Here is a 21,199-nt window from a genome sequence, read left to right as displayed (position 1 = left end):
TTCTGGGGCATGACGGCGCGCCCTAGCCGGCTTCCTGCTTCGCGACGAGCAGCATTGGCCGATCATCGAGTTCGGCGGGGGTGAAGCGCGCAAGAAGATCGAAAGATGTTATGGCTTCACCGGCGGCGAAGCGTCGTCCGTTGACGACGAGATGTCCGAGGCCGAATATGGTGAGAAGCGCTTCCGTCGCATCTCCCGCTGGGCTATCGAAAAGCAGATCTGTCTGGCCGAAATGTTCCAGACCCGTTGTCCAGGCCCTGATCTTTTCCCCCTCTTCCGTCACAAAGGCTCCGAAGGCCAGCATCGTCGCCATTTGCTGCGGCTGGTCCAGATGGCTGTTTGCATAGTTCAGATAGTCATCGAGATTGGCGCGGCCGACGATCATGTCCAGATAGTGCAACGCAACCGCCTGCATGGGGGCGAGCTGATGGATGCCGAGCAGGGTCGAGGCGATCTCGTTATGCGCGATGTCTGGATCATCTTCATCCGCCAGGATGAGAAATCTGAACTCGCATTGGTGTGTCGCACGGGTGAAATCGTCATATGCCGCTTTTGCATCGATACAAAAGGTCTTTGACCAGTCGACCCTTGCCTCTGCAACTGCCGGATATTGGGCCGGCGCAATCGGCGTCGCTACGACCGGCTCGGGAGTACCGACAAAAACCCTGGTTGCACCGCGCAGTCCGTCAAACACGCCCTTTTCGCCCAACCGCTCGCATTCATATCCCTCCTCACCCCACGCTTCTATCAGGGTCACATCCGAGATCGCGGGTTTGCTGTCGAAATAGAGTGTCGCCTTGAAAAATTGAGCGTCGCCATTTGCCATTGTAGTTCCTGTCCATGGCATTTCTTGCGCTCTATGGCTTTATGATACCGCCATGATAGTCAAGCCGGTATGTCTCGACATGTCCGCGGTAAATGCGCTCGACGCCGGTGAAGGACCGGAATTCACCCGCATTCGTATCGACATAGACCAGATTTTCCACCGGGTGGGTGAAGCCGCCAAGAAAGCGGCCCTCCCGATAGAGCGTGGAAAGCGACCGCTGAATGACCATGCCGGCTGTCGCACCGTCGATCATATCGGGCCGAAGGATACGGCCGTAATAACTCATCGCCCAGAGGGCCGTCCCCTGATGCCAGACGACCTCCTGACCGATGAAATCGGTTCCCCCGAAATAGCTGTCGATATAGTGCCAGTCGCCGTTCTGATAGCCGAGATCGTGCGATCCCTTGCGCGTGGGCGTCGCGGATTTGTTGCCGCCGCCAACATACGTGGCAGACTTGGCCTGCACGATGAACTCTTCCAGCATGGTATCCCTCGAAAACAAGAACATAAAGGGAACATATGCCGTTTTTACGATCATCGCAAGTACCGCCTGCGCCCACCATCCATCCCGTATTTCAGCTGTCGTGGGCTTGGTAATCGCGGCATTTGCGCTTAGAAGCGTGGCAGGAAATATCCGAAAAGAGTGTCCATGCCGCAGAACCCGCAAATCTATGTCGATGCCGATGCCTGCCCCGTGAAGCCGGAGATTCTCAAGGTGGCGGAACGGCATGGGCTGGAAGTGACCTTTGTCGCCAATTCCGGTCTGCGCCCGTCGCGAGATCCCATGGTGAAAAACGTCATTGTTTCCGCTGGTTTCGACGCTGCGGACGACTGGATCGCCGATCATGCCGGCGAAAACGATATCGTCATCACCGCCGATGTGCCGCTGGCTGGACGCTGTGTCGCCAAGGGTGCGTTGGTCACCGGGCCGACGGGTCGCGTTTTTGACCAGTCGAATATCGGGATGGCGACGGCGATGCGCGACCTTGGTGCACATCTGCGTGAAACCGGTGAAAGCAAGGGATATAACGCGGCTTTTTCACCGCGCGACCGCTCCGCCTTTCTGGAGACGCTTGACCGTTTCTGCCGCCGTGTCAAAAAGTGACGGTGCCAACAGAAAGATGCCGCCCATGACCACGGCCAATATGAAAAGCAGCAGCTATCGCCGCCATCAACCTTTCGTCATTGCTTTTCTCGTCGGCGCCATAGGCCTTGGGCTGGCTCTGGTTCTGGCGCCACCGCTGGCGATCGAGATCGCGGCCGTTCTGTTCTTCCTGACCTATCTCACTTTGATTGGCTTTCGCCTGTCGGGCCTGACGGCGCAGCATCTGAAGGCCCATGCCGATAGTGACGATCTGCCCGCAGTCGCCATCATCGCCGTCACGCTGCTAGCCGTCGCTGTCGCTGTGGTATCACTGTTCCAGGCGCTCAACCACACAGGCGAGACGGTCTGGACGCTGCTCATCGCCTTTGCCTCGGTGATCTTGGGCTGGCTGACCATCCACACCATGACAGCCCTGCATTACGCCCATCTTTACTGGCGGCCGGCCACGGTGGACGGCAAGCGGCAGCATCGCGGCGGCATGGATTTTCCGGCGACCAAGGAACCCTGCGGTTACGACTTTCTCTACTTCGCCGTGGTGATCGGCATGACGGCACAGACATCGGATGTGGGAATTACCACGACCGCCATGCGGAAGGTCACGCTGCTGCATTCCATCGTTTCTTTCTTCTTCAACACAGTTCTGGTAGCGGCGGCGGTCAATGCCGCGGTCTCGCTTGCGGGCTGAGCCGGATTTTTTCACAAGGAATGTCTTCATGAACATCATTTCGCAAAATACGGCCTTTGGCGGCATGCAGGGCGTATTTTCGCACGTATCGGAAACCCTGAAATGTGAGATGACCTTTGCGGTTTACGTGCCGCCGAAGGCGATCCATGAGCCCTGCCCCGTTCTGTGGTATCTTTCCGGCCTCACCTGCACCCATGCCAACGTCATGGAAAAAGGCGAATATCGCCGCATGGCCGCCGAACTCGGGCTCATCATCGTCTGCCCGGACACCAGCCCGCGCGGCAATGACGTGCCGGACGAACTGACCAACTGGCAGATGGGCAAGGGCGCCGGATTTTATCTCGATGCCACGCAGGAACCCTGGTCCGAGCATTACCAGATGTACAGCTATGTCACGGAAGAACTGCCCGCCCTCATCGGCCAGCATTTCCGTGCGGATATGAGCCGCCAGAGTATTTTCGGCCATTCGATGGGCGGCCATGGCGCGATGACCATGGCGCTCAAGAATCCCAGCCGTTTCAAAAGCTGCTCTGCCTTTGCACCGATCGTGGCTCCCTCGTCAGCCGACTGGTCAGAACCGGCGCTGGAAAAATATCTCGGTGCGGACAAGGCCGCATGGCGTCAATACGACGCCTGTGCGCTGGTCGAGGATGGCGCGCGTTTTCCCGAGTTCCTGATCGACCAGGGCAAGGCTGATAGTTTCCTTGAAAAAGGCCTGCGTCCCTGGCTCTTCGAAGAGGCGATCAAGGGCACGGATATCAGCCTGACGTTGCGCATGCATGACCGCTACGACCACTCCTACTACTTCATTTCCACCTTCATGGATGACCATCTGAAATGGCATGCCGAGCGGCTTGGATAAGGGTGGAGAAGCAAGCCGGCGGCGCCCTGTGAGCGCCGCCGTTTCAGGTTTGACCCGCTATTAAGGGATACGGGCAATGACCTTGATCTCGAAATCGAAGCCCGCGAGCCAGTTGACGCCGACAGCGGTCCAGTTCGGGTAAGGCTTTTGGCTGAAAATCTCCTGCTTGACGGTCATGATCGTTCCAAACTGGTTTTCCGGATCCGTGTGGAACGTCGTGATATCCACAATGTCGTCGAAAGTGCAGCCCGCCGCCTCGAGCGTTGCCTTGAGATTTTCGAAGGCCAGCCGGACCTGCCGTTCAAAATCAGGTTCAGGCGTTCCATCGGCACGGCTGCCGACCTGGCCGGAAACGAATAGCAGATCACCGGATTTGATGGCAGCAGAGTAGCCATGCTCTTCGTAAAGCGCGTGCCTGTGGGCGGGAAAAATTGCTTCGCGTTTACTCATTTCCATCTCTCTTTCAGCTGAGTGACGATGCCGCGCTCTATAGCGTCAGCGTCCAGTTTACATACGTTGCGTATGCGAGATAGGAACATACACTGCGTATGTCAAATAAATATACGCGATGTATGTGAGTGCGACACGCGGAACCAATGGTGGCGCGACATTGAGAAACGACGCATCGTGATTGTGCCACCGCTTCCGCGGACGTTACGGGAAGAGCGCCGTCGCAAGCGTCGTCGGGCCGGATCGGCTGAGCCTGAATTCGCGGATCACCCGTTCTGCAACGCCATAGGCGAGTTCCTGCTCGATAGACTGATTGTCGAAGCTGACGACAGTGGCGGTGAATTTGGCTTCGGCGATCACTTCTCCCGTCGCCACGGCGGCGGCGCGGACGATGACCTTGGCCGACGCCCTTTCTCCGAACAGGAAGGGGCCGCGCGTAACGGATGCGAGACGGATGGTCAGCACCACGCGCGGGCGGGTCTCTCCACGCGCCGTGGTCTTGATCGCATTCTGCACCTGCGCATGAATGGACTGCATCAGCGCCGGAGCGACATCCGGGCGGGCGGCGACGAATGCGCCGCGCACATCGTAAAGCAGCCGGTCGGTATTGGTCGCTTGCGGTTCCAGCCTGAAAGACATGAGCGTGAAACACGCCAGCACAAGAATGCCAAGGCGTTTCAGCGTGGTGATCATGATCAGCGGCTCCCCTTACGTGAGGTAACCGCATATTCGGCCATCAGGGTTAGAAAAGCGTTAAGAAGCGCTCTTCAGGGACTCCAGAACATTGAGTGCCGCGCGCATGTCGACAAGCCTCACGGCGCGGCGCTCCAGCGCCTCCTCGTCCTCCCCCCATTGCTCGGCGGTCCAGTCCTCATCGAGATGGGCAAGCGCCCATGCTTCCTCCTGCGTCAGCTGCCCTTCCGCCAGCGCAAGCGCCAGAATGGCGGAGCCGGTCAGCGACGTCATGGTGTGAAGAGCGGCAAGTGCGATCGGTGTGTCATATTTCTTCAGCGTTACCGCGAAAGCCGCGATGGCTTCGCGTGGCTGGTCTTGATGCATTACGCCTTCAACGAGAATGAAGCGCGCGCCGAGCACATTGGCCGCCCAGTCCAGCACGGGATCCCAATGGTCCGTCTGTCGCGCAACCAGCGCTTCCGGGTCACCGGCGCGGTAACAAAGAAGATCGGAAGAAGAAAACCGGAGGATATCCTCGAAAACCGCCTGGGTGTCGTTGGCGACGCCATCGATGGCGGTATTCACATGGCGCGATACCGGCATGACCACCGGGTTCACCACCTCCTTCTGGGCATCCCACTCATCGCGAAGCAGTTCAGCCAGCGCGTGCGACGGGACGGTCAGATTCTTCTTGGCGGGCGTGCGCAGCGGCTTGCCATCGAGAAGGATGGCAAAGCCACCCTCCTCCACCTCTCCGACGGTGACATCCTTGTAGAACCGCTTCGGCAAAGGTTTCTGCATCTGGATTTGCGCGCGCAGGATCGGGTCGGGGTGGCTCAGGCCCTCCGAAAGGTCGTTCAGGAGATCACGCATGGCACGTCCTCATCAGTCGGATAGAAAGGTTAGAGATTATCGGCAGGAACATAGGCCGGAATTTCACGCGGATGGCTGACTACCGCATCTGCGCCCGCCGTCCAGAGTTCATCGACGGAAGCATAACCCCAGGCGACGCCGATCGCTTTTGCGCCCGCAGCCTTGGCCATCTGCATGTCATAGACCGCATCGCCGATCACGATAGTATCGGCCGGAACCATGCCGGTTTCGTGGCAACACTCCATGACCATGGCCGGATGCGGCTTTGACGGGCAATCATCCGCAGTGCGCGAAACGATGAAGTGTTCGGCAAAGCCGTGGGTTTCGAGAATATGGGTGAGCCCTCGCCTTCCCTTGCCGGTCACCGCGCCAATCAGCACATCGTCCCGTTTCGAAAGCGTGTCGATCAGCGGCGCGATACCGTCGAAGAGCGGCGTCGTCATTTCGGGACGCTCGCGCAGGGGATGATAAACTTCCCTGTAACGCTGCGTCATTGCCAGCGCCTCCTCATCCACATGCGTCTTGCCCAGCATGCGGGCGATGGCGATATCCAGCGTCAGCCCGATGATCGCCTTGGTCTGCGAGATACCAGGCCGCGGCTTTCCAAAATCGGCAAAGGTTTCGACCATGACCGCATGGATCAGGCCGGCGCTGTCCACCAGTGTGCCGTCGCAATCGAAAAGAACGAGCTTCATCGCTTTCAGTCTTCCCTGTCGCCATCGGCCACGTCGAGGCCGAGCAGGTTCCAGGTCTGCACCATATGCGGCGGCAAAGGCGCGCTGACCCGAAGCCGGCCCCCATTCGGATGCGGAATGTCGATATGGCGCGCATGCAGATGCAGGCGCTTCTGGATGCCGCCGGGGAAATCCCAGTTCGGATCGTCGATATAATATTTGGGATCACCGATGATCGGGTGGCCCATATGCAGCGCGTGAACGCGGAGCTGATGGGTGCGGCCGGTATAGGGTTCCATCTCCAGCCAAGCGAGGTTCTGCGCGGCGGTATCGATGACACGGTAATAGGAAACGGCGTGATCGGCCCCCTCCTCGCCATGCTTGGCGATACGCATGCGGTCGCCATCCATGGTCTGTTCCTTGACCAGCCAGGTAGAAATCTTGTCCTGGTGCTTGCGCGGCACGCCCTTGACCAGCGCCCAATAGGTCTTCTTGGTATCGCGCTCGCGGAAGGCGGCCGTCAGCTTCTGCGCAGCACCGCGGGTGCGGGCAACCACCAGCACGCCAGAGGTATCGCGGTCGAGGCGGTGCACCAGACGCGGCTTTTCGCCCTTAGGGCTGGTCCAGGCTTCCAGAAGCCCGTCGATATGGCGGTTGACGCCGGAACCGCCCTGAACGGCAATGCCGGCCGGCTTGTTGAAAACGAAAACCTTGTCGTCTTCATGCAAGAGCATGCGCGCCAGAAGTTCCGCGTCTTCCGAATGTTTGAGATCCCTTGATCCGATCGGTCCGCTTTTGACTTTGAGATCGGAATCGACCGGCGGTACGCGCACCATCTGTCCCGGCTGCACCCGCGCGTCCGTCTTCACCCGGCCGCCATCCACGCGCACCTGTCCGGATCGCAACAGCTTCTGCAATTGCCCGAAACCAAGTCCCGGATAGTGAATCTTGAACCAGCGATCGAGGCGCATACCGGCCTCGTCGGCCCCGACCTTGATATGCTCGATACCTGCCATGAAATTTCCAGTCTCTCTGTCTTGATCGCGCGCCCGTTGTTCGGCGCGCCGTTTGGATCAAGCCTTTAGAACAAGTTGCGGCCCAAGGCCAGCCCGGCGAAAACCGCGGCAATGGAAACCACAAGACTTGCAAGGACGTAAACGGCCGAAAGGCCGAGCGCACCGCGTTCGAAAAGCGCCACCGCATCGAGCGAGAAGGAAGAAAATGTCGTGAAGCCGCCGAGCACGCCGGTGACGAGAAACAGGCGCATTTCCATCGAGGCGTTCAGCCGCCGCGCCACAAGCTCGACCAGCAGACCGATGAGGAAAGACCCGACCACATTAACCGCAAGCGTTCCCCAGGGGAAATTGGGCCCGGCCAGCCGCACGCTCCAGACGCCGACCAGATAACGAAACACGGAACCGATGGCGCCGCCTGTCGCGACAAGAGCGATATTGATCATGGGAATGGTATCTCCGGAAATTACCGGACCTGTGAAGTCCGACGCATTTCTAGACCAAGGGCACAGCGGACGAAAGCCCTTTGGCAGGCGTCTTCGTCCATTAAAATACGATTAAATTGTAGCGTCGCGATTTAGCCTTCCAACAAGATGCGGCTGCTAATCTCGCTTTTTTAAGGGTCGGCGACAATTGCCGGGGGTTGGATGACACAGGTTCTTTCTGTTTCCGCGAATACGGCAGCCTATGCGCTGGAAGCCGTGAAGCCATCGCAGCGCGTTCCGCGCAAAAGCGAAGTGGAAGAGGCCATTCACGAATTGGCGCGCAAGGCCGAAGGTGGGGATGACTTCCAGCTGCGCGGCATGATGACGGTGATCAAGCCACCCGCCCTGACGCTCTATTTCCTGACCGTTGCCAGCCAGCGCCACGAGCCGCAGGCGACACTGGAGCAGGCCGTTGAGGCCTATGAGGAAAACAGCACCACGCAAAAACCCAGAAATGATGTGTTAGATCATACCGATATATAGGTATCTTAATTTGGTTTCTCGGCCTCTTGACCACGTCGAACGGACATTCGCGTTCAGCTTGGTGTCAGCTTGATTTTCTAGATATTTTCGACCGAGTTCCGGAAAATCGCGATGGCAGATGCCCTCTCCCTTTTTCCATCACGGCGCTGAAGAACAAATACAATATATGAAAAATTTGCGGCTACCGGACCTGTCACGCGTTCCGGTAGCCGCTTTTCATTGGTCAATTATGCTTGTGGTCGCTGCCGCCCTTGGCTGCGCCAGCGGAGAGCACGATGTCGACCTTGCCGGCCTTTTCGAAGATCAGCGTCACCGGCACCTTGTCGCCTTCGGCAAAGGGCTTCTTTACATCAAAGAACATCATGTGCAGACCGCCGGGCTTCAGCTCCACTGTCTGCCCTGCGGGAATGACGATGCCGTCATCCAGCTTGCGCATTTTCATGACGTCGTTGACCATGGCCATCTCATGGATTTCGGCACGACCGGCAGCCGAGGATTCAACGCCGACCAGCTTGTCGTCGCTATCGCCGGTATTCTTGATCGACACATAGCCGCCGCCCACGGGCTGGCCCGGCAACATGGCCTTGGTCGTGCCGCCAGACACTTCGAGACTGCCGCCCTTCACGACATCCATATCCATGCTCATGCTGGCATGATCATGGCCGCCCGCATGCGCCTTGGCCGCAACCTTGATGGTCGGCGCCGGGCTTTTCAGGGAATGGGGATCGACGCCGGCCGCCGCGACCTCATCCCAGGATACCTTGCCCTTGTCACCGCAAAGCTGCGTTACCTTGAAGGGCAGGTCGTGCCCTGCTTCGATACCGGAAATCTTACCCTGCACCGCGAAGGTATCGTAAAACTCGTCCGGGAGGTTGCCCCCCTTCCAGCGGATTTCGATCGGGCCGCTTTTGATCTCCTTGCCGTGGTTCTTATAGACCTTCTGGTAGTCGCCCTTGATGATCTCCAGCTCCCAGCCGGCCTTGGGCTGCGGCTTGGCGGAAATGAAGCCTTCCGGCAGCTTGATCTGGACTTCGGTGGTGGCGAGACCGCCGTCGCAGCCATGCGGCACCTGAAGGGCCGCAACGACGGTGCTGTCCTGTTCGGCCGAACCCTCAACGAATGTGGCATGGGCAAAAGCCTGTGCAGTCGAAACCGAGGCGACGAAAAGGCCGCAGGTGATGATCTTGGTGGTTTTCATTTGCTTGTCCCTGCGACTGCTACCCTCTGGGTCTGCGCAGCCGCTCCGTGCCGCCAAAGACGGCGATTATCCCGTTAAAACGAAAAATCAGGCGGACTGGGGTGGCGGGCCGCGCGCGGCGGGTTGCTGGATCGTCAGGACGGAGCGGAAGCTCCATTCCGCAGAGAGACGATTGTCGAGCCAGGCAAATTGGGTCTTCAGCCAGCCTTCCGTATCGGGCATGGGCAGAAGAATGGACGATGCCAGCAGGCACGCCTCGCAGAAGAGGATAGCGTCACCCGAATGGGCCGGGCTGTCCTTGGTGTGGGAGGCATTCAAACCGCCGGCGTGGCCGAGGCAGATTTCGGCAAAGGTGCCATCCGGAAGCCGGTAGCTCTCGTCGAGTGCAACCTCCGGGGCGACGGCAAGTGCTGGCTTGTGGGCAAAACCGAGCGACAACATCAGGGTCGCGCAGAAAATGCGAAGCACCTTCTCCATCCCTGTCAGTCGTCGTTTTTGATTTGCATCCATAATCCCATGCGATATCCCGCTTTCCCGCCGATTTCAAAGGGGAATTTTGCCGCAGGCTTAACAGTTGCAAGGGAACAATCGCCGCAAGGCGGCATTTCCCCGTCGGAACCACCGTTTCAAGGGAGATCCGACATGCCAGCCAAATCGAAAGCCCAGCAGAAAGCCGCCGGCGCCGCACTCGCCGCCAAACGGGGTGAGACGAATAAATCCAGTTTACAAGGTGCTTCAAAAAGCATGGAGAAGTCTATGACAGAAAAGGAACTTGAGGATTTCGCTTCGACGAAACGCAAAGGCCTGCCGGAGAAAAAATCCGATTAGAAACACCTTTTCTCGCCAGCCCAAATCCATGCGCTAGAAAAGCCTCATCGCGCCCATGCGAGCGGCATTGACCGGGCTATTCCGACGGGTACGAAACGCGGTCTCAAAACCGTCATACCGGACAGGATAGATGTCGATGGCGCAGATGGAGCAAAAATCTGTTCAGATGCGTCATTTCGTCCTTGCCAATAACGGGCCTTCGAAGATAATGAGCGTCGCATCATCGTTGGGAGAAACCGCTTCAATGCGGTGCCGAAGGAGCAACCGCCCCGGAAACTCTCAGGCAAAAGGACCAGCGGTGACGACGGAACTCTGGAGAGAAGCCACCTTTCATAAGGACGGCTCGCCGAAGGGATAACAATCTCAGGCGACAAGGACAGAGGGGGCTCTTGAACCCGGCGCGTTTCTCGCGTCATGACCTGAGCCCGCGCGATCTTTCGCGCAACCCTGGAGGCGTCCTTGGACGATACCGCCGAGCTTGACATCACGCCGCTCAATTCCCTGCATCTTTCGCTTGGCGCCCGCATGGTGCCATTCGCGGGTTACGACATGCCGGTTCAATATCCGGCCGGCGTTCTGAAGGAACATCTTCAGACCCGTACCTCCGCCGGCCTGTTCGACGTGTCCCATATGGGCCAGGTGATCCTGAAGGCGAAATCCGGCAACAATGCCGATGCCGCACTTGCGCTGGAAAAGCTGGTGCCGGTCGACATTCTCGGCCTCAAGGAAGGCCGCCAGCGCTACGGTTTCTTCACCGATGAAAACGGCTGCATCCTCGACGACCTAATGATCACCAATCGCGGCGATCATCTTTTTGTCGTCGTCAACGCATCCTGCAAACACGCCGATGTCGCCCATATGAAGGCGCATCTTTCCGGCGACTGCGAGATAACCCTTCTCGACGACCGGGCGCTTATCGCGCTGCAGGGACCGCGCGCGGAAGCGGTTCTGGCAGAACTGTGGGCTGGCGTCTCCGAAATGAAGTTCATGGACGTGCTGGAAATTCCGCTGCACGACGTCCCCTGCATCGTCTCCCGCTCCGGTTATTCCGGCGAGGACGGCTTTGAAATCTCCGTGCCTGCCGAAAAGGCGGAAGAGATCGCCAAGGCCCTGCTCGAACATCCCGATTGCGAGCCGATCGGGCTCGGCGCGCGTGACAGCCTGCGTCTCGAAGCGGGCCTTTGTCTTTATGGCAACGATATCGACACCACGACCTCCCCCATCGAAGCTTCGCTCGAATGGGCGATCCAGAAGGCGCGCCGCGAAGGTGGCGATCGCGAAGGTGGCTTTCCGGGCGCGAAACGCATTCTCGGCGAACTGAAAGACGGTACATCGCGCCGCCGCGTCGGCCTGAAGCCCGAAGGTAAGGCACCGGTGCGTGGCCATTCCAAGCTTTTCGCGGATGCCGAGGGCAAGACGGAAATCGGCGAAGTGACTTCCGGCGGCTTCGGCCCATCGGTCGAAGGTCCCGTCGCCATGGGTTACGTGCCAACGGCCTACACGGCTCCCGGTACGGCGATCTTTGCAGAAGTGCGCGGCAAATACCTGCCCGTCACCGTCGCTGCCCTGCCCTTCATCAAGCCCACCTACAAACGATAATCTTCATCCCATCTCCGGAGAGAATACGATGCTGAAATTTACCGCAGAACACGAATGGCTGAAGTTCGAAGGCGATATCGCCACCGTTGGCATTACCAGCCACGCCGCTGAACAGCTTGGCGATCTCGTCTTCGTCGAATTGCCGGAAGTGGGCGCCACCTTCTCCAAGGATGGTGACGCAGCGACCGTTGAATCCGTCAAGGCGGCTTCCGATGTCTATTGTCCGCTGGATGGCGAAGTGGTGGAAATCAACCAGGCCATCGTTGACGACCCCTCGCTGGTCAATTCGGACCCGCAGGGTGCCGGCTGGTTCTTCAAGCTGAAGCTTTCCAACGTCGCGGATGCCGATACGCTGCTCGACGAGGCAGCCTACAAGGAGCTGATCGCGTAATGACGACGCCCACGGAATTTCATTTCACCGACTATCAGCCCTATGATTTCGCCAACCGGCGTCACATCGGGCCGTCGCCGTCGGAAATGGCTGACATGCTGAAGGTCGTCGGCTACAAGAGCCTCGACGCCCTGATCGACGCCACCGTTCCATCCTCCATTCGCCAGAAGGTGCCGCTGACCTGGGGTGCCGCGCTGACCGAACGCGAGGCGCTCGACCGCCTGCGCGAAACGGCCAACAAGAACCAGGTGCTGACCTCGCTGATCGGTCAGGGTTATTACGGCACGATCACGCCGCCGGTCATCCAGCGCAATATTCTGGAAAACCCGGCCTGGTACACGGCCTATACGCCCTACCAGCCGGAAATCAGCCAGGGCCGTCTTGAGGCGCTGCTGAACTACCAGACCATGGTCTGCGATCTGACCGGCCTCGATGTCGCCAACGCATCGCTGCTCGATGAAGCGACGGCCGCTGCCGAAGCAATGGCCATGTGCCAGCGCGTCGCCAAATCTAAAGCGACCGCCTTCTTCGTGGATGCCAATTGCCATCCGCAGACCATCGCGCTGATCGAGACCCGTGCAGCCCCGCTTGGCTGGAAGGTGATTGTCGGCAACCCGTTCACCGATCTCGATCCGGTCGACGTGTTCGGCGCGATCTTCCAGTATCCGGGCACCCACGGCCATGTCAGCGACTTCTCCGGCCTGATTTCCCGCCTGCACCAGACCGGCGCCATCGCCGCCGTCGCCGCCGATCTTCTGGCGCTGACGCTGCTGAAATCCCCCGGTGAAATGGGCGCAGATATCGCCATCGGCACTTCGCAGCGTTTCGGCGTTCCGGTCGGTTACGGTGGCCCGCATGCGGCTTACATGGCCGTCAAGGATGCGCATAAGCGTTCCATGCCCGGCCGTCTTGTCGGCGTTTCGGTCGATGCGCGCGGCAATCGCGCCTATCGCCTGTCGCTGCAGACCCGCGAGCAGCATATCCGTCGTGAAAAGGCCACTTCCAACATCTGCACGGCGCAGGTGCTGCTCGCCGTCATGGCCTCTATGTACGGCGTCTTCCACGGCCCGCAGGGCATCAAGGCGATTGCCCAGCAGACCCATCAGAAGGCCGTGCTGATGGCCAAGGGTCTGGAAAAGCTCGGCTACACGATCGAGCCGGAGACCTTCTTCGATACGATCACCGTCGAAGTCGGTCACATGCAGGGCGTCATCCTGCGCTCGGCTGTCGCGGAAGGTGTGAACCTGCGGAAGGTCGGCGCGACCAAGATCGGCATGAGCCTTGACGAGCGCACGCGCCCGGCAACGCTTGAGGCGGTCTGGCGCGCGTTTGGCGGCAATTTCTCGATCTCGGATTTCGAGCCGGAATATCGTCTGCCGAAGGAACTGCTGCGCACCAGCCAGTACATGACGCATCCGATCTTCCACATGAACCGTGCCGAAAGCGAGATGACCCGTTACATCCGCCGTCTTTCGGACCGCGATCTGGCGCTCGACCGCTCGATGATCCCGCTCGGTTCCTGCACCATGAAACTGAACGCAACTGCGGAAATGCTGCCGATCACCTGGCCGGAATTCTCCGACATCCATCCCTTCGTGCCAGCCAATCAGGCGCTCGGCTACAAGGAGATGATCGACGATCTCTCCGAAAAGCTGTGCTCGGTCACCGGTTACGACGCCTTCTCCATGCAGCCGAACTCCGGCGCGCAGGGGGAATATGCGGGGCTTCTGACCATCCGCAACTATCACCTTGCCAATGGCGGCACACATCGCGACGTCTGCCTCATTCCCACCTCGGCGCATGGCACCAATCCAGCCTCCGCGCAGATGGTCGGCATGAAAGTGGTGCCGGTGAAGGTGCGGGACAATGGTGACATCGACATCGATGATTTCCGTGCAAAAGCAGAGCAGTATGCGGAAAACCTCTCGTGCTGCATGATCACATACCCGTCCACCCACGGCGTGTTCGAGGAGACGGTTCGCGAGATTTGCGAGATCACCCACAAGCATGGTGGACAGGTTTATCTCGATGGCGCCAACATGAACGCCATGGTCGGCCTTGCCCGTCCCGGCGATATCGGTTCGGACGTTTCCCACCTCAACCTGCACAAGACCTTCTGCATTCCGCATGGCGGCGGCGGTCCGGGCATGGGGCCGATTGGCGTCAAGGCGCATCTTGCTCCTTTCCTTCCCGGCCATCCGACGACGGACGGTCGTGAAGGTGCGGTTTCGGCTGCCCCGTTCGGCTCGCCTTCGATCCTGCCGATTTCCTGGAGCTATTGCCTGATGATGGGCGGCGAAGGGCTGACGCAGGCGACCAAGGTGGCGATCCTCAACGCCAACTATATCGCCGAGCGGCTGAAGGGCGCTTACGACGTGCTCTACAAGTCCGAAACGGGACGCGTGGCGCATGAGTGCATCATCGACACCCGCCCGCTGGCGGACAGCTGCGGCGTGACGGTGGACGATGTTGCAAAGCGCCTCGTCGATTGCGGTTTCCATGCGCCGACCATGAGCTGGCCGGTGGCCGGCACGTTGATGATCGAGCCGACGGAATCCGAAACCAAAGCGGAAATCGACCGTTTCTGCGATGCCATGCTGGCGATCCGCGAGGAAGCCCGCGACATCGAGGAAGGCCGTGCGGACAAGACCAACAATCCGCTGAAGAACGCACCGCACACGGTGGAAGACCTGGTCGGCGAGTGGGATCGTCCCTACAGCCGCGAAAAGGGCTGCTTCCCGCCCGGCGCTTTCCGCATCGACAAATACTGGTCGCCGGTCAACCGCATCGACAATGTCTACGGCGACCGCAACCTCATCTGCACCTGCCCGCCGATGGAGGATTATGCCGAAGCGGCTGAATAAGGCATCAGTGCAAACCAACATACGAAGGCCCGGAGCGATCCGGGCCTTTTCCGTTGCGGCGACAACATTTCACGACCTCGCTGCACACGATTGATCGCCATCCGTTCCATGCTAAAACGGGTGCCACAATCAAGCGGTGATGGAGTGTGAATGCGTCTGATTTGCCTGAATGGTTGGGGCGGAAAGCTTCATGACGAGCTTGTTCCCTATATCGCCTCATCCGATCCCGATATTCTCTGCCTGCAAGAGGTGGTGCACACGCCGACTGCCTTGCAGGACTGGCTGAGCTATCGCGATCACGGCATCGACCTGCCGCAAAGAGCGAACTTCTTCAGCGATATCGCCGAGGCCTTGCCAAATCATCTGGCGATTTTCTGCCCGGCGGCGCAGGGCGATCTCTGGCATGGTGAGATCAGGTATCCTTCCCAATGGGGGCTGGCGACCTTCGTGCGCAAATCCATTGCCATCGTTGCGCAGGCTCAGGGTTTCGTGCACGGCACCTTTTCCGCAGATGGATACGGCGATCATCCACGGTCTCGCACGGGCCACGCCATCAGGGTTTTCGATTTCACGACCGGTCAACCGGTTGTCATTGCCCATATGCACGGGCTGCGCGACCCCAACGGCAAACACGATATCCCTGCCCGTCTGGCGCAGGCAAAACGCCTCGTGCAACTTGTCAAAAACATTGCGGAAGATGGCGACCGGATCGTCGTCTGCGGTGACTTTAATGTTCTGCCTGACAGTGAGACCTTCACTGTGCTGAAGGAACTGGATCTCATCGAACTCGTGACGACACGCGGCTTTACCGACACCCGGACATCGCATTATGCCAAACCGAACCGTTATGCGGATTACATGCTGGTCAATCCGGCTGTGAAGGTCGATCACTTCAATGTGGTGGGGCAGCCGGAGGTCTCGGACCACTGCCCTTTGCTGCTCGAGTTCAGCTAAAGACCCCGAGCAGCCTCGTCTGTCATTTTTTCACGGCCCGCTGCCTCAGCGCACCAGCCGGATATCGCTCGTCACCACCGTCTTGCCGGTCCGGCCATCCTTGTCGGTGGTGCGCAGGCGCAGGCTATTGGCGCCAACCTTTTCGATGGTCATGGCGGCGACGCGATCACCATTGATGTCGCGATTCCAGCGGACCGTGAGGTTGATCGCGTTTCCCCGCCTTTTGCCGGAAAGCGCAGACGGACGACCGGAAGGACCGGTATAGGCACCGCTATAGCGTCCACCCTTCGCCGAGAGATCGGCGGCTATCGCGCGCCTTACGACGAGCAGTCCCCGGCAAGTGCCGGACATGTTGAGCGACGAGGCCCCCGCATTGGAATTAAGCGTACAGTTCACATTGATGGGCGGCGTGCCGATGCGAGTAATCACGGTTCCCTTGCCCGCCCATGTGCCTTTCAGCGACGAAAGGAATTCGCGTTCATCCGCATGCGCGGGCTGTGCGCCGAGCAATCCGGCAGAAAATAAAATTGCGAGAGCCTTGGTCTTCATGGCGAGTATCCGGTTTTTCTTCGAAGACTAACTCGCTTGCACCGCGAAACGTTCCTCCGGCCTATTCTGCAACGAGCAAAATATCGAAGGACTTATGTTTCTGTCGTGTCAATGCAACCAAATGCGGGCACAGATGTTTCTCGCCAGCCTCGATCAATTTCTGATCACCTCTTGCATATTTTTCGGAGCATATTTCATGACGACTATCGGCGTTTCGGCACCGCGCGGCAGCCTGCCTTCCGGCGGTCTGCCTCGCAGCGGTGGCATTTCAGACCGCACGCTTTTTGCCCTTGCAGCACTGAATTTTTTTCTGGCCGATGCCCGCGACGGTCTAGGGCCGTTTCTGGACGCATTTTTAGCGACACAGGGCTGGTCTTCGCTTTCACTCGGGATGATCGCCACGGTCGGCGGTCTCGTCGGTCTGCTTGCCACGCCGCTGTGCGGCGCGCTGGTGGATGGCACGACGTGGAAAAGAACGCTGATTGCCGTTCCCGTCGTTCTCGTGACTGTCGGCGCGCTGATCACGCTGATCTTTCCGGATGTGTGGATCGTCTGGACCGGCCAGATCATGACGGCGGTCGTCGGTGCCGTCGTCGGCCCGGCGCTGGCCGGACTGACGCTTGGCCTCGTCGGTGAACGCCTGTTCTCCCGTCAGATATCGCGAAACGAATTCTGGAACCACGGCGGCAATTTCGCGTCGCTTTTCGCCACTTACATTGCCGTCTCCTTCTTTGGCCTGCATGGCGTCATCGGGCTGATGCTGCTGACTGCGGCCGGTGCGCTTGTTGCGGCAGCAGCCATCGATCCTGACAGGATCGACCACAAGGTTGCGCGCGGCCTTGCCGAAGACAAGGGCGAACCGGGGCCATCCGGCATCAACGTGCTGCTTCACGAACGCGGCCTGATATTCCTCGCCATCATTCTTCTGATCTTCCACTTCGGCAATGCGCCGATGGGACGGCTCATCGCGCAGAATTTCGCCATCGAATTACAGACACCGTTCCGCACGACGGCGATCATTACCGGCGTCGCGCAATTTGCTATGATCTTCGTCGCAGCGATGGCGCCGTGGCTGATCCTTCGCTTCGGTCTTGCGACCGTGTTTCTGATCGCGCTTGCCGCCCTGCCGATCCGCGGCCTGCTTGCCTCCGCCTTCACGGATTTCTGGGTGATCTTTCCGGTGCAGTTGCTCGACGGCATCGGCGCCGGTCTTTTAGGCATCGTGACACCCGTCGCGGCCGAACGCATTCTCAAGGGAACAGGCCGGTTCAATGTCGGGCTTGCAAGCGTCATGATGGTGCAGGGCGTGGGTGCTTCTCTCAGCAACGTCGTTGCCGGCTGGCTGGTCACCAAAGGCGGTTATGCGCTTTCGCATCTGGTCGGCGGCGGCATATCGGCCATCGCTATCGCCCTGTTTTTTATCTACCGAAACGAAATCGCCCCGAAGCAGGACGACGAAGCACTGCCTCAGTAGGCCGTACAAACAAAAAGGAGGCCTTGCGGCCTCCTTCATAAACCTTATCAAATGTCGGCTTTATCCGACGAAAGCGCGCTCGATAACGAACTCAGCGGGCTTGTTATTGGCGCCTTCGTTGAGGCCGGCCTTTTCAAGCAGCTCCTTGGTGTCCTTCAGCATGGCCGAGGAACCGCAGATCATGCCGCGATCGATTGTCGGATCGAGCGCAGGCACACCGAGATCCGCAAACAGCTTGCCGTTCTCGATCAGCGTGGTGATGCGGCCCTTGAAGGGGTAGTCCTCGCGGGTGACGGTGGCGTAATGCTTGAGCTTGTCGCCGACGATCTCGTTCAGGAATTCGTGGTTCCTGATTTCCTCGACCAGATCGAAACCGTATTTCAGCTCGGCCACGTCGCGGCAGGTATGGGTGAGGATGACCTCTTCGAACTTTTCATAGGTATCCGGATCGCGGATCAGGCTTGCGAAAGGCGCAATGCCGGTGCCGGTCGAGAACATATAAAGCCGTCTGCCGGGTGTCAGCGCGTCCAGAACCAGCGTGCCTGTCGGCTTCTTGCGCATCAGAACCGTGTCGCCGGGCTTGATCGCCTGAAGATGCGAGGTCAGCGGGCCATCAGGAACCTTGATCGAGAAGAACTCCAGTTCCTCGTCCCAGGCGGGGCTGGCGATGGAATAGGCGCGGTAGATCGGCTTTTCGCCGACCATCAGGCCAATCATGGCGAATTCGCCTGAACGAAAACGGAAGCCAGCCGGACGCGTCATGCGGAAACGGAACAGGTGATCCGTATAATGCTCCACCGACAAAACCGTCTCGGCGTAAACACCATCAGGTATCTTGATCGCGAAATCTTCCGTCTTGGCTGGCGCGTTCATTTCAGGTTCCGTCCATTCATTCGATAAGCGACATTCTTCGACCGGGCAATTATACCATTTTTGTCGCGGTTTGAAGGCATGAGAATATCAATACTGCCATGCGCAGAAAATATGTATCCGAAACTCATATTTCCACGCAACGTGTCATTGGGCCGCACGACGGCGCCAGCTATAGGCCTCGCCACCACTGGCCGGCCGGGCCGTCGGCTGGTAATAGACCGGGATTTCCGGCAGGCGATTTTCGGACAGACGACGGATCGCCGTGTCGTTCGTCACCGCAAAGCTGGTAAAGCCGGTGCGCAGCATCAGCGGCACCTGGTCGATCAGCACATCGCCAACCGCCCTCACCTCTCCCGCAAAATCAAGACGGCTGCGCAGCAGCGAGGCGTGGCTGAAACCACGGCCGTCATTAAAGGCCGGAAAGCTCACGGCCACAAGCTCGATACGGTCGAGATAGGGTTCGAGCCGCGTGACATCGTCGGCAGGCGTAATCAGAACGCCGAGGCCGATATCGTTGCTTTCGGCGGCGCGGACAAGGAAATCGGCAAGCGGCAGCACCGGCTTTTGCTCAGCCCCAGCCTTCAGCTCTTCCGTTTCGATCACCCAGGGATCGTTTTCCACGAAGCCGTCGCGGTTCCAGATTTTCGTCATGGCAATCTCCTCAGGCGGCTTCAGCGGCGGAACCGTAGAGCGCATCCTTGAAAGGCTGCGGTCCGACACGGCGATAGGCTTCGAGGAAGTTCTCTTCCTTCGAAAGGCGCAAGCCCAGATAGGTGTCGACGATGGTTTCCACCGCGTCGGTCACTTTTTCCGGCTCGAAACCGCGACCGATGATCTCGCCGATCGAGGTGTTTTCGTCACCCGATCCGCCAAGCGTAATCTGGTAGAGTTCGGCACCCTTCTTTTCCACACCCAGAAGGCCAATATGGCCGACATGGTGATGGCCGCAGGCATTAATGCAGCCGGAAATCTTGATCTTCAGCTCACCGATTTCCAACTGACGCTCATGCGCGCCGAAACGGGTGGAGATTTCCTGCGCGAGCGGAATGGAGCGCGCATTGGCGAGCGCGCAATAGTCCAGCCCGGGACAGGCAATGATATCGGTGATCAGCCCGGCATTGGCGGTTGCCAGCCCCGCCCCCACAAGTGCACGATAGACCGGTTCGAGATCGGCCAGCGCCACATGCGGCAGGATGATGTTCTGCTCGTGGCTGATGCGGATTTCGTCGAAGGCATACTCCGCGGCGATATCGGCGACGAGTTCCATCTGTTCGTCAGTCGCATCGCCCGGAATACCGCCGATCGGCTTTAGCGAGATCGTCACCATGCCGTAATCGGGATGCTTGTGCGGCTGAACGTTCTGCTCGACAAAACGGGCAAAACCCTCATCCGCACGCTTCCAGCGCGCCAGGCTTTCCCAGCCTTCAGGACGATCCTTCATTGCCGGCGGTGCAAAATAGGCGGTGATGGCGGCGATATCCGCATCCGGCAGCTTCAATTCGGTGTTTTTCAGTTCCGCGAACTCGACCTCAACCTGACGGGCCAGCTCTTCCGCACCCGTCTCGTGCACAAGGATCTTGATGCGCGCCTTGTACTTGTTGTCACGGCGGCCGTGCAGGTTATAAACGCGCATGACGGCCGTGGTGTAGGACAGCAGATCTTCTTCCGGCAGGAAGTCGCGGATCTTCTTGGCGATCATCGGCGTACGGCCCTGCCCGCCGCCGACATAAACGGCAAAGCCGATCTCACCCTTGTCGTTCTTTTTCAGGTGCAGGCCGATATCGTGGACCTGAATGGCGGCGCGGTCGCGCTCGGCACCCGTTACCGCAATCTTGAACTTGCGCGGCAGGAACGAGAATTCCGGATGCACGGAGGACCACTGACGCAGGATTTCCGCATAAGGACGCGGATCGGCGACTTCATCTGCCGCAGCACCGGCGAAATGATCGGCGGTCACGTTGCGAATGCAGTTGCCCGAGGTCTGCAGCGCATGCATTTCCACGCTCGCCAGTTCGGACAGGATATCCGGCGTGTCGGAAAGGCGCGGCCAGTTGTACTGGATGTTCTGGCGGGTGGTGAAGTGGCCATAACCCCGGTCATATTTGCGGGCGATATGGGCCAGCATCCGCATCTGCTTCGAATTCAGCGTACCGTAGGGAATAGCGACGCGCAGCATGTAAGCATGGAGCTGGAGGTATACGCCGTTCATCAGGCGCAGCGGCTTGAACGCGTCCTCGGCCAGCTCACCGGACAGCCGGCGCTCTACCTGATCGCGAAACTGTGCCACGCGGCCTTCAACAAATGCGTGATCGAATTCGTCGTAACGGTACATATTCTT

At 59.1% G+C, this 21,199-nt stretch carries 24 protein-coding genes and 1 riboswitch; of the genes, 10 read left to right on the top strand and 14 right to left on the bottom strand.

Going from position 1 to position 21,199, the window contains the following annotated elements; all coding sequences use genetic code 11:
- Window positions 1-22 precede the first annotated feature (22 nt).
- Together DA915_RS07545 and DA915_RS07540 are read right to left on the bottom strand one after the other, a co-directional pair.
- A complete protein-coding gene (locus DA915_RS07545; RefSeq protein ID WP_107675532.1) occupies window positions 23-826 on the bottom strand; it encodes a hypothetical protein in 804 nt (267 codons plus the stop codon).
- Window positions 827-857: 31 nt separating this feature from the next.
- The gene (locus tag DA915_RS07540) at window positions 858-1,310 is read right to left on the bottom strand and encodes a DUF5680 domain-containing protein (protein WP_107675654.1); all 453 of its coding nucleotides are present in this window, start codon (window positions 1,308-1,310) and stop codon (window positions 858-860) included.
- 165 nt (window positions 1,311-1,475) lie between these two features.
- Here DA915_RS07540 and DA915_RS07535 point away from each other — a divergent pair, with 165 nt between their 5' ends.
- The 3 genes from DA915_RS07535 to fghA are packed head-to-tail and all read left to right on the top strand — an operon-like array spanning window position 1,476 to window position 3,478.
- Entirely contained in the window at window positions 1,476-1,931 is a 456-nt protein-coding gene (locus DA915_RS07535; RefSeq protein WP_003502698.1) for a YaiI/YqxD family protein, read from the top strand.
- A gap of 25 nt (window positions 1,932-1,956) precedes the next feature.
- Window positions 1,957-2,616: a DUF1345 domain-containing protein gene (locus tag DA915_RS07530; RefSeq protein ID WP_060724173.1), complete on the top strand. Its 660-nt coding sequence runs from the start codon at window positions 1,957-1,959 to the stop codon at window positions 2,614-2,616.
- 28 nt (window positions 2,617-2,644) lie between these two features.
- Complete coding sequence (gene fghA / locus DA915_RS07525; RefSeq protein ID WP_099085427.1) at window positions 2,645-3,478, top strand: S-formylglutathione hydrolase; 834 nt, start codon at window positions 2,645-2,647, stop codon at window positions 3,476-3,478.
- Between the two features lie 60 nt (window positions 3,479-3,538).
- Here fghA and DA915_RS07520 read toward each other — a convergent pair whose 3' ends face one another.
- The 6 genes from DA915_RS07520 to crcB form a co-directional block, all read right to left on the bottom strand.
- Window positions 3,539-3,928 carry a RidA family protein gene (locus DA915_RS07520; protein WP_003502695.1) on the bottom strand — a complete coding sequence of 130 codons (390 nt, stop codon included), beginning with the start codon at window positions 3,926-3,928 and terminating at the stop codon, window positions 3,539-3,541.
- A gap of 204 nt (window positions 3,929-4,132) precedes the next feature.
- Window positions 4,133-4,621 (bottom strand): hypothetical protein, encoded by a 489-nt coding sequence (locus DA915_RS07515; RefSeq protein ID WP_003502694.1) that lies wholly within the window; start codon window positions 4,619-4,621, stop codon window positions 4,133-4,135.
- A 60-nt stretch (window positions 4,622-4,681) separates the two neighbouring features.
- Entirely contained in the window at window positions 4,682-5,476 is a 795-nt protein-coding gene (locus tag DA915_RS07510) for an ATP12 family chaperone protein (RefSeq protein WP_107675531.1), read from the bottom strand.
- 29 nt (window positions 5,477-5,505) lie between these two features.
- The gene (locus DA915_RS07505) at window positions 5,506-6,171 is read right to left on the bottom strand and encodes an HAD family hydrolase (protein WP_107675530.1); all 666 of its coding nucleotides are present in this window, start codon (window positions 6,169-6,171) and stop codon (window positions 5,506-5,508) included.
- Between the two features lie 5 nt (window positions 6,172-6,176).
- Window positions 6,177-7,166: an RluA family pseudouridine synthase gene (locus DA915_RS07500; RefSeq protein ID WP_003502691.1), complete on the bottom strand. Its 990-nt coding sequence runs from the start codon at window positions 7,164-7,166 to the stop codon at window positions 6,177-6,179.
- A 65-nt stretch (window positions 7,167-7,231) separates the two neighbouring features.
- On the bottom strand, window positions 7,232-7,609 hold the full coding sequence (crcB, locus tag DA915_RS07495; RefSeq protein ID WP_003502690.1) for a fluoride efflux transporter CrcB: 378 nt from the start codon (window positions 7,607-7,609) through the stop codon (window positions 7,232-7,234).
- 201 nt (window positions 7,610-7,810) lie between these two features.
- On the opposite strand from crcB, the gene DA915_RS07490 reads away from it, so the two are divergent.
- Entirely contained in the window at window positions 7,811-8,131 is a 321-nt protein-coding gene (locus DA915_RS07490) for a hypothetical protein (protein WP_060724170.1), read from the top strand.
- Between the two features lie 223 nt (window positions 8,132-8,354).
- On the opposite strand, the gene DA915_RS07485 is transcribed toward DA915_RS07490, so the two are convergent.
- Both DA915_RS07485 and DA915_RS07480 read right to left on the bottom strand, forming a co-directional pair.
- Window positions 8,355-9,329: a copper chaperone PCu(A)C gene (locus DA915_RS07485; protein ID WP_107675529.1), complete on the bottom strand. Its 975-nt coding sequence runs from the start codon at window positions 9,327-9,329 to the stop codon at window positions 8,355-8,357.
- Window positions 9,330-9,416: 87 nt separating this feature from the next.
- Window positions 9,417-9,806, bottom strand: coding sequence for a hypothetical protein (locus tag DA915_RS07480; protein ID WP_223568418.1), 390 nt, complete (start codon window positions 9,804-9,806; stop codon window positions 9,417-9,419).
- A 165-nt stretch (window positions 9,807-9,971) separates the two neighbouring features.
- On the opposite strand from DA915_RS07480, the gene DA915_RS07475 reads away from it, so the two are divergent.
- The 5 genes from DA915_RS07475 to DA915_RS07455 all read left to right on the top strand — a co-directional run bounded on the left by DA915_RS07475 (window position 9,972) and on the right by DA915_RS07455 (window position 15,965).
- Window positions 9,972-10,157, top strand: a complete 186-nt coding sequence (locus DA915_RS07475) for a DUF3008 family protein (RefSeq protein ID WP_003502682.1) — start codon at window positions 9,972-9,974, stop codon at window positions 10,155-10,157.
- Between the two features lie 217 nt (window positions 10,158-10,374).
- Window positions 10,375-10,462: riboswitch (glycine riboswitch) on the top strand.
- A gap of 154 nt (window positions 10,463-10,616) precedes the next feature.
- Entirely contained in the window at window positions 10,617-11,756 is a 1,140-nt protein-coding gene (gene gcvT / locus DA915_RS07470) for a glycine cleavage system aminomethyltransferase GcvT (protein ID WP_107675528.1), read from the top strand.
- 28 nt (window positions 11,757-11,784) lie between these two features.
- Entirely contained in the window at window positions 11,785-12,147 is a 363-nt protein-coding gene (gcvH, locus tag DA915_RS07465; RefSeq protein ID WP_045016075.1) for a glycine cleavage system protein GcvH, read from the top strand.
- A complete protein-coding gene (gene gcvP, locus DA915_RS07460) occupies window positions 12,147-15,011 on the top strand; it encodes an aminomethyl-transferring glycine dehydrogenase (protein WP_107675527.1) in 2,865 nt (954 codons plus the stop codon). Before gcvH ends, gcvP begins: the two co-directional genes overlap by 1 nt.
- A gap of 150 nt (window positions 15,012-15,161) precedes the next feature.
- Window positions 15,162-15,965 (top strand): endonuclease/exonuclease/phosphatase family protein, encoded by an 804-nt coding sequence (locus tag DA915_RS07455; RefSeq protein ID WP_107675526.1) that lies wholly within the window; start codon window positions 15,162-15,164, stop codon window positions 15,963-15,965.
- Window positions 15,966-16,010: 45 nt separating this feature from the next.
- Here DA915_RS07455 and DA915_RS07450 read toward each other — a convergent pair whose 3' ends face one another.
- Window positions 16,011-16,514, bottom strand: a complete 504-nt coding sequence (locus DA915_RS07450; RefSeq protein WP_107675525.1) for a hypothetical protein — start codon at window positions 16,512-16,514, stop codon at window positions 16,011-16,013.
- A 133-nt stretch (window positions 16,515-16,647) separates the two neighbouring features.
- On the opposite strand from DA915_RS07450, the gene DA915_RS07445 reads away from it, so the two are divergent.
- Complete coding sequence (locus DA915_RS07445) at window positions 16,648-17,988, top strand: MFS transporter (protein WP_192886432.1); 1,341 nt, start codon at window positions 16,648-16,650, stop codon at window positions 17,986-17,988.
- A gap of 60 nt (window positions 17,989-18,048) precedes the next feature.
- On the opposite strand, the gene DA915_RS07440 is transcribed toward DA915_RS07445, so the two are convergent.
- The 3 genes from DA915_RS07440 to DA915_RS07430 form a co-directional block, all read right to left on the bottom strand.
- Entirely contained in the window at window positions 18,049-18,861 is an 813-nt protein-coding gene (locus tag DA915_RS07440; protein WP_003502669.1) for a ferredoxin--NADP reductase, read from the bottom strand.
- Window positions 18,862-19,005: 144 nt separating this feature from the next.
- Window positions 19,006-19,512 carry a DUF934 domain-containing protein gene (locus tag DA915_RS07435; protein WP_107675524.1) on the bottom strand — a complete coding sequence of 169 codons (507 nt, stop codon included), beginning with the start codon at window positions 19,510-19,512 and terminating at the stop codon, window positions 19,006-19,008.
- Window positions 19,513-19,522: 10 nt separating this feature from the next.
- Complete coding sequence (locus DA915_RS07430) at window positions 19,523-21,193, bottom strand: nitrite/sulfite reductase (RefSeq protein ID WP_107675523.1); 1,671 nt, start codon at window positions 21,191-21,193, stop codon at window positions 19,523-19,525.
- Between the last annotated feature and the right edge of the window lie 6 nt (window positions 21,194-21,199).

The organism is Agrobacterium sp. LAD9, assembly GCF_003031125.1.
Lineage (GTDB): Bacteria > Pseudomonadota > Alphaproteobacteria > Rhizobiales > Rhizobiaceae > Agrobacterium > Agrobacterium radiobacter.
The sequence above is the reverse complement of the archived record's forward strand: the minus strand, read 5'-3'. Positions and strand labels throughout refer to the sequence as shown.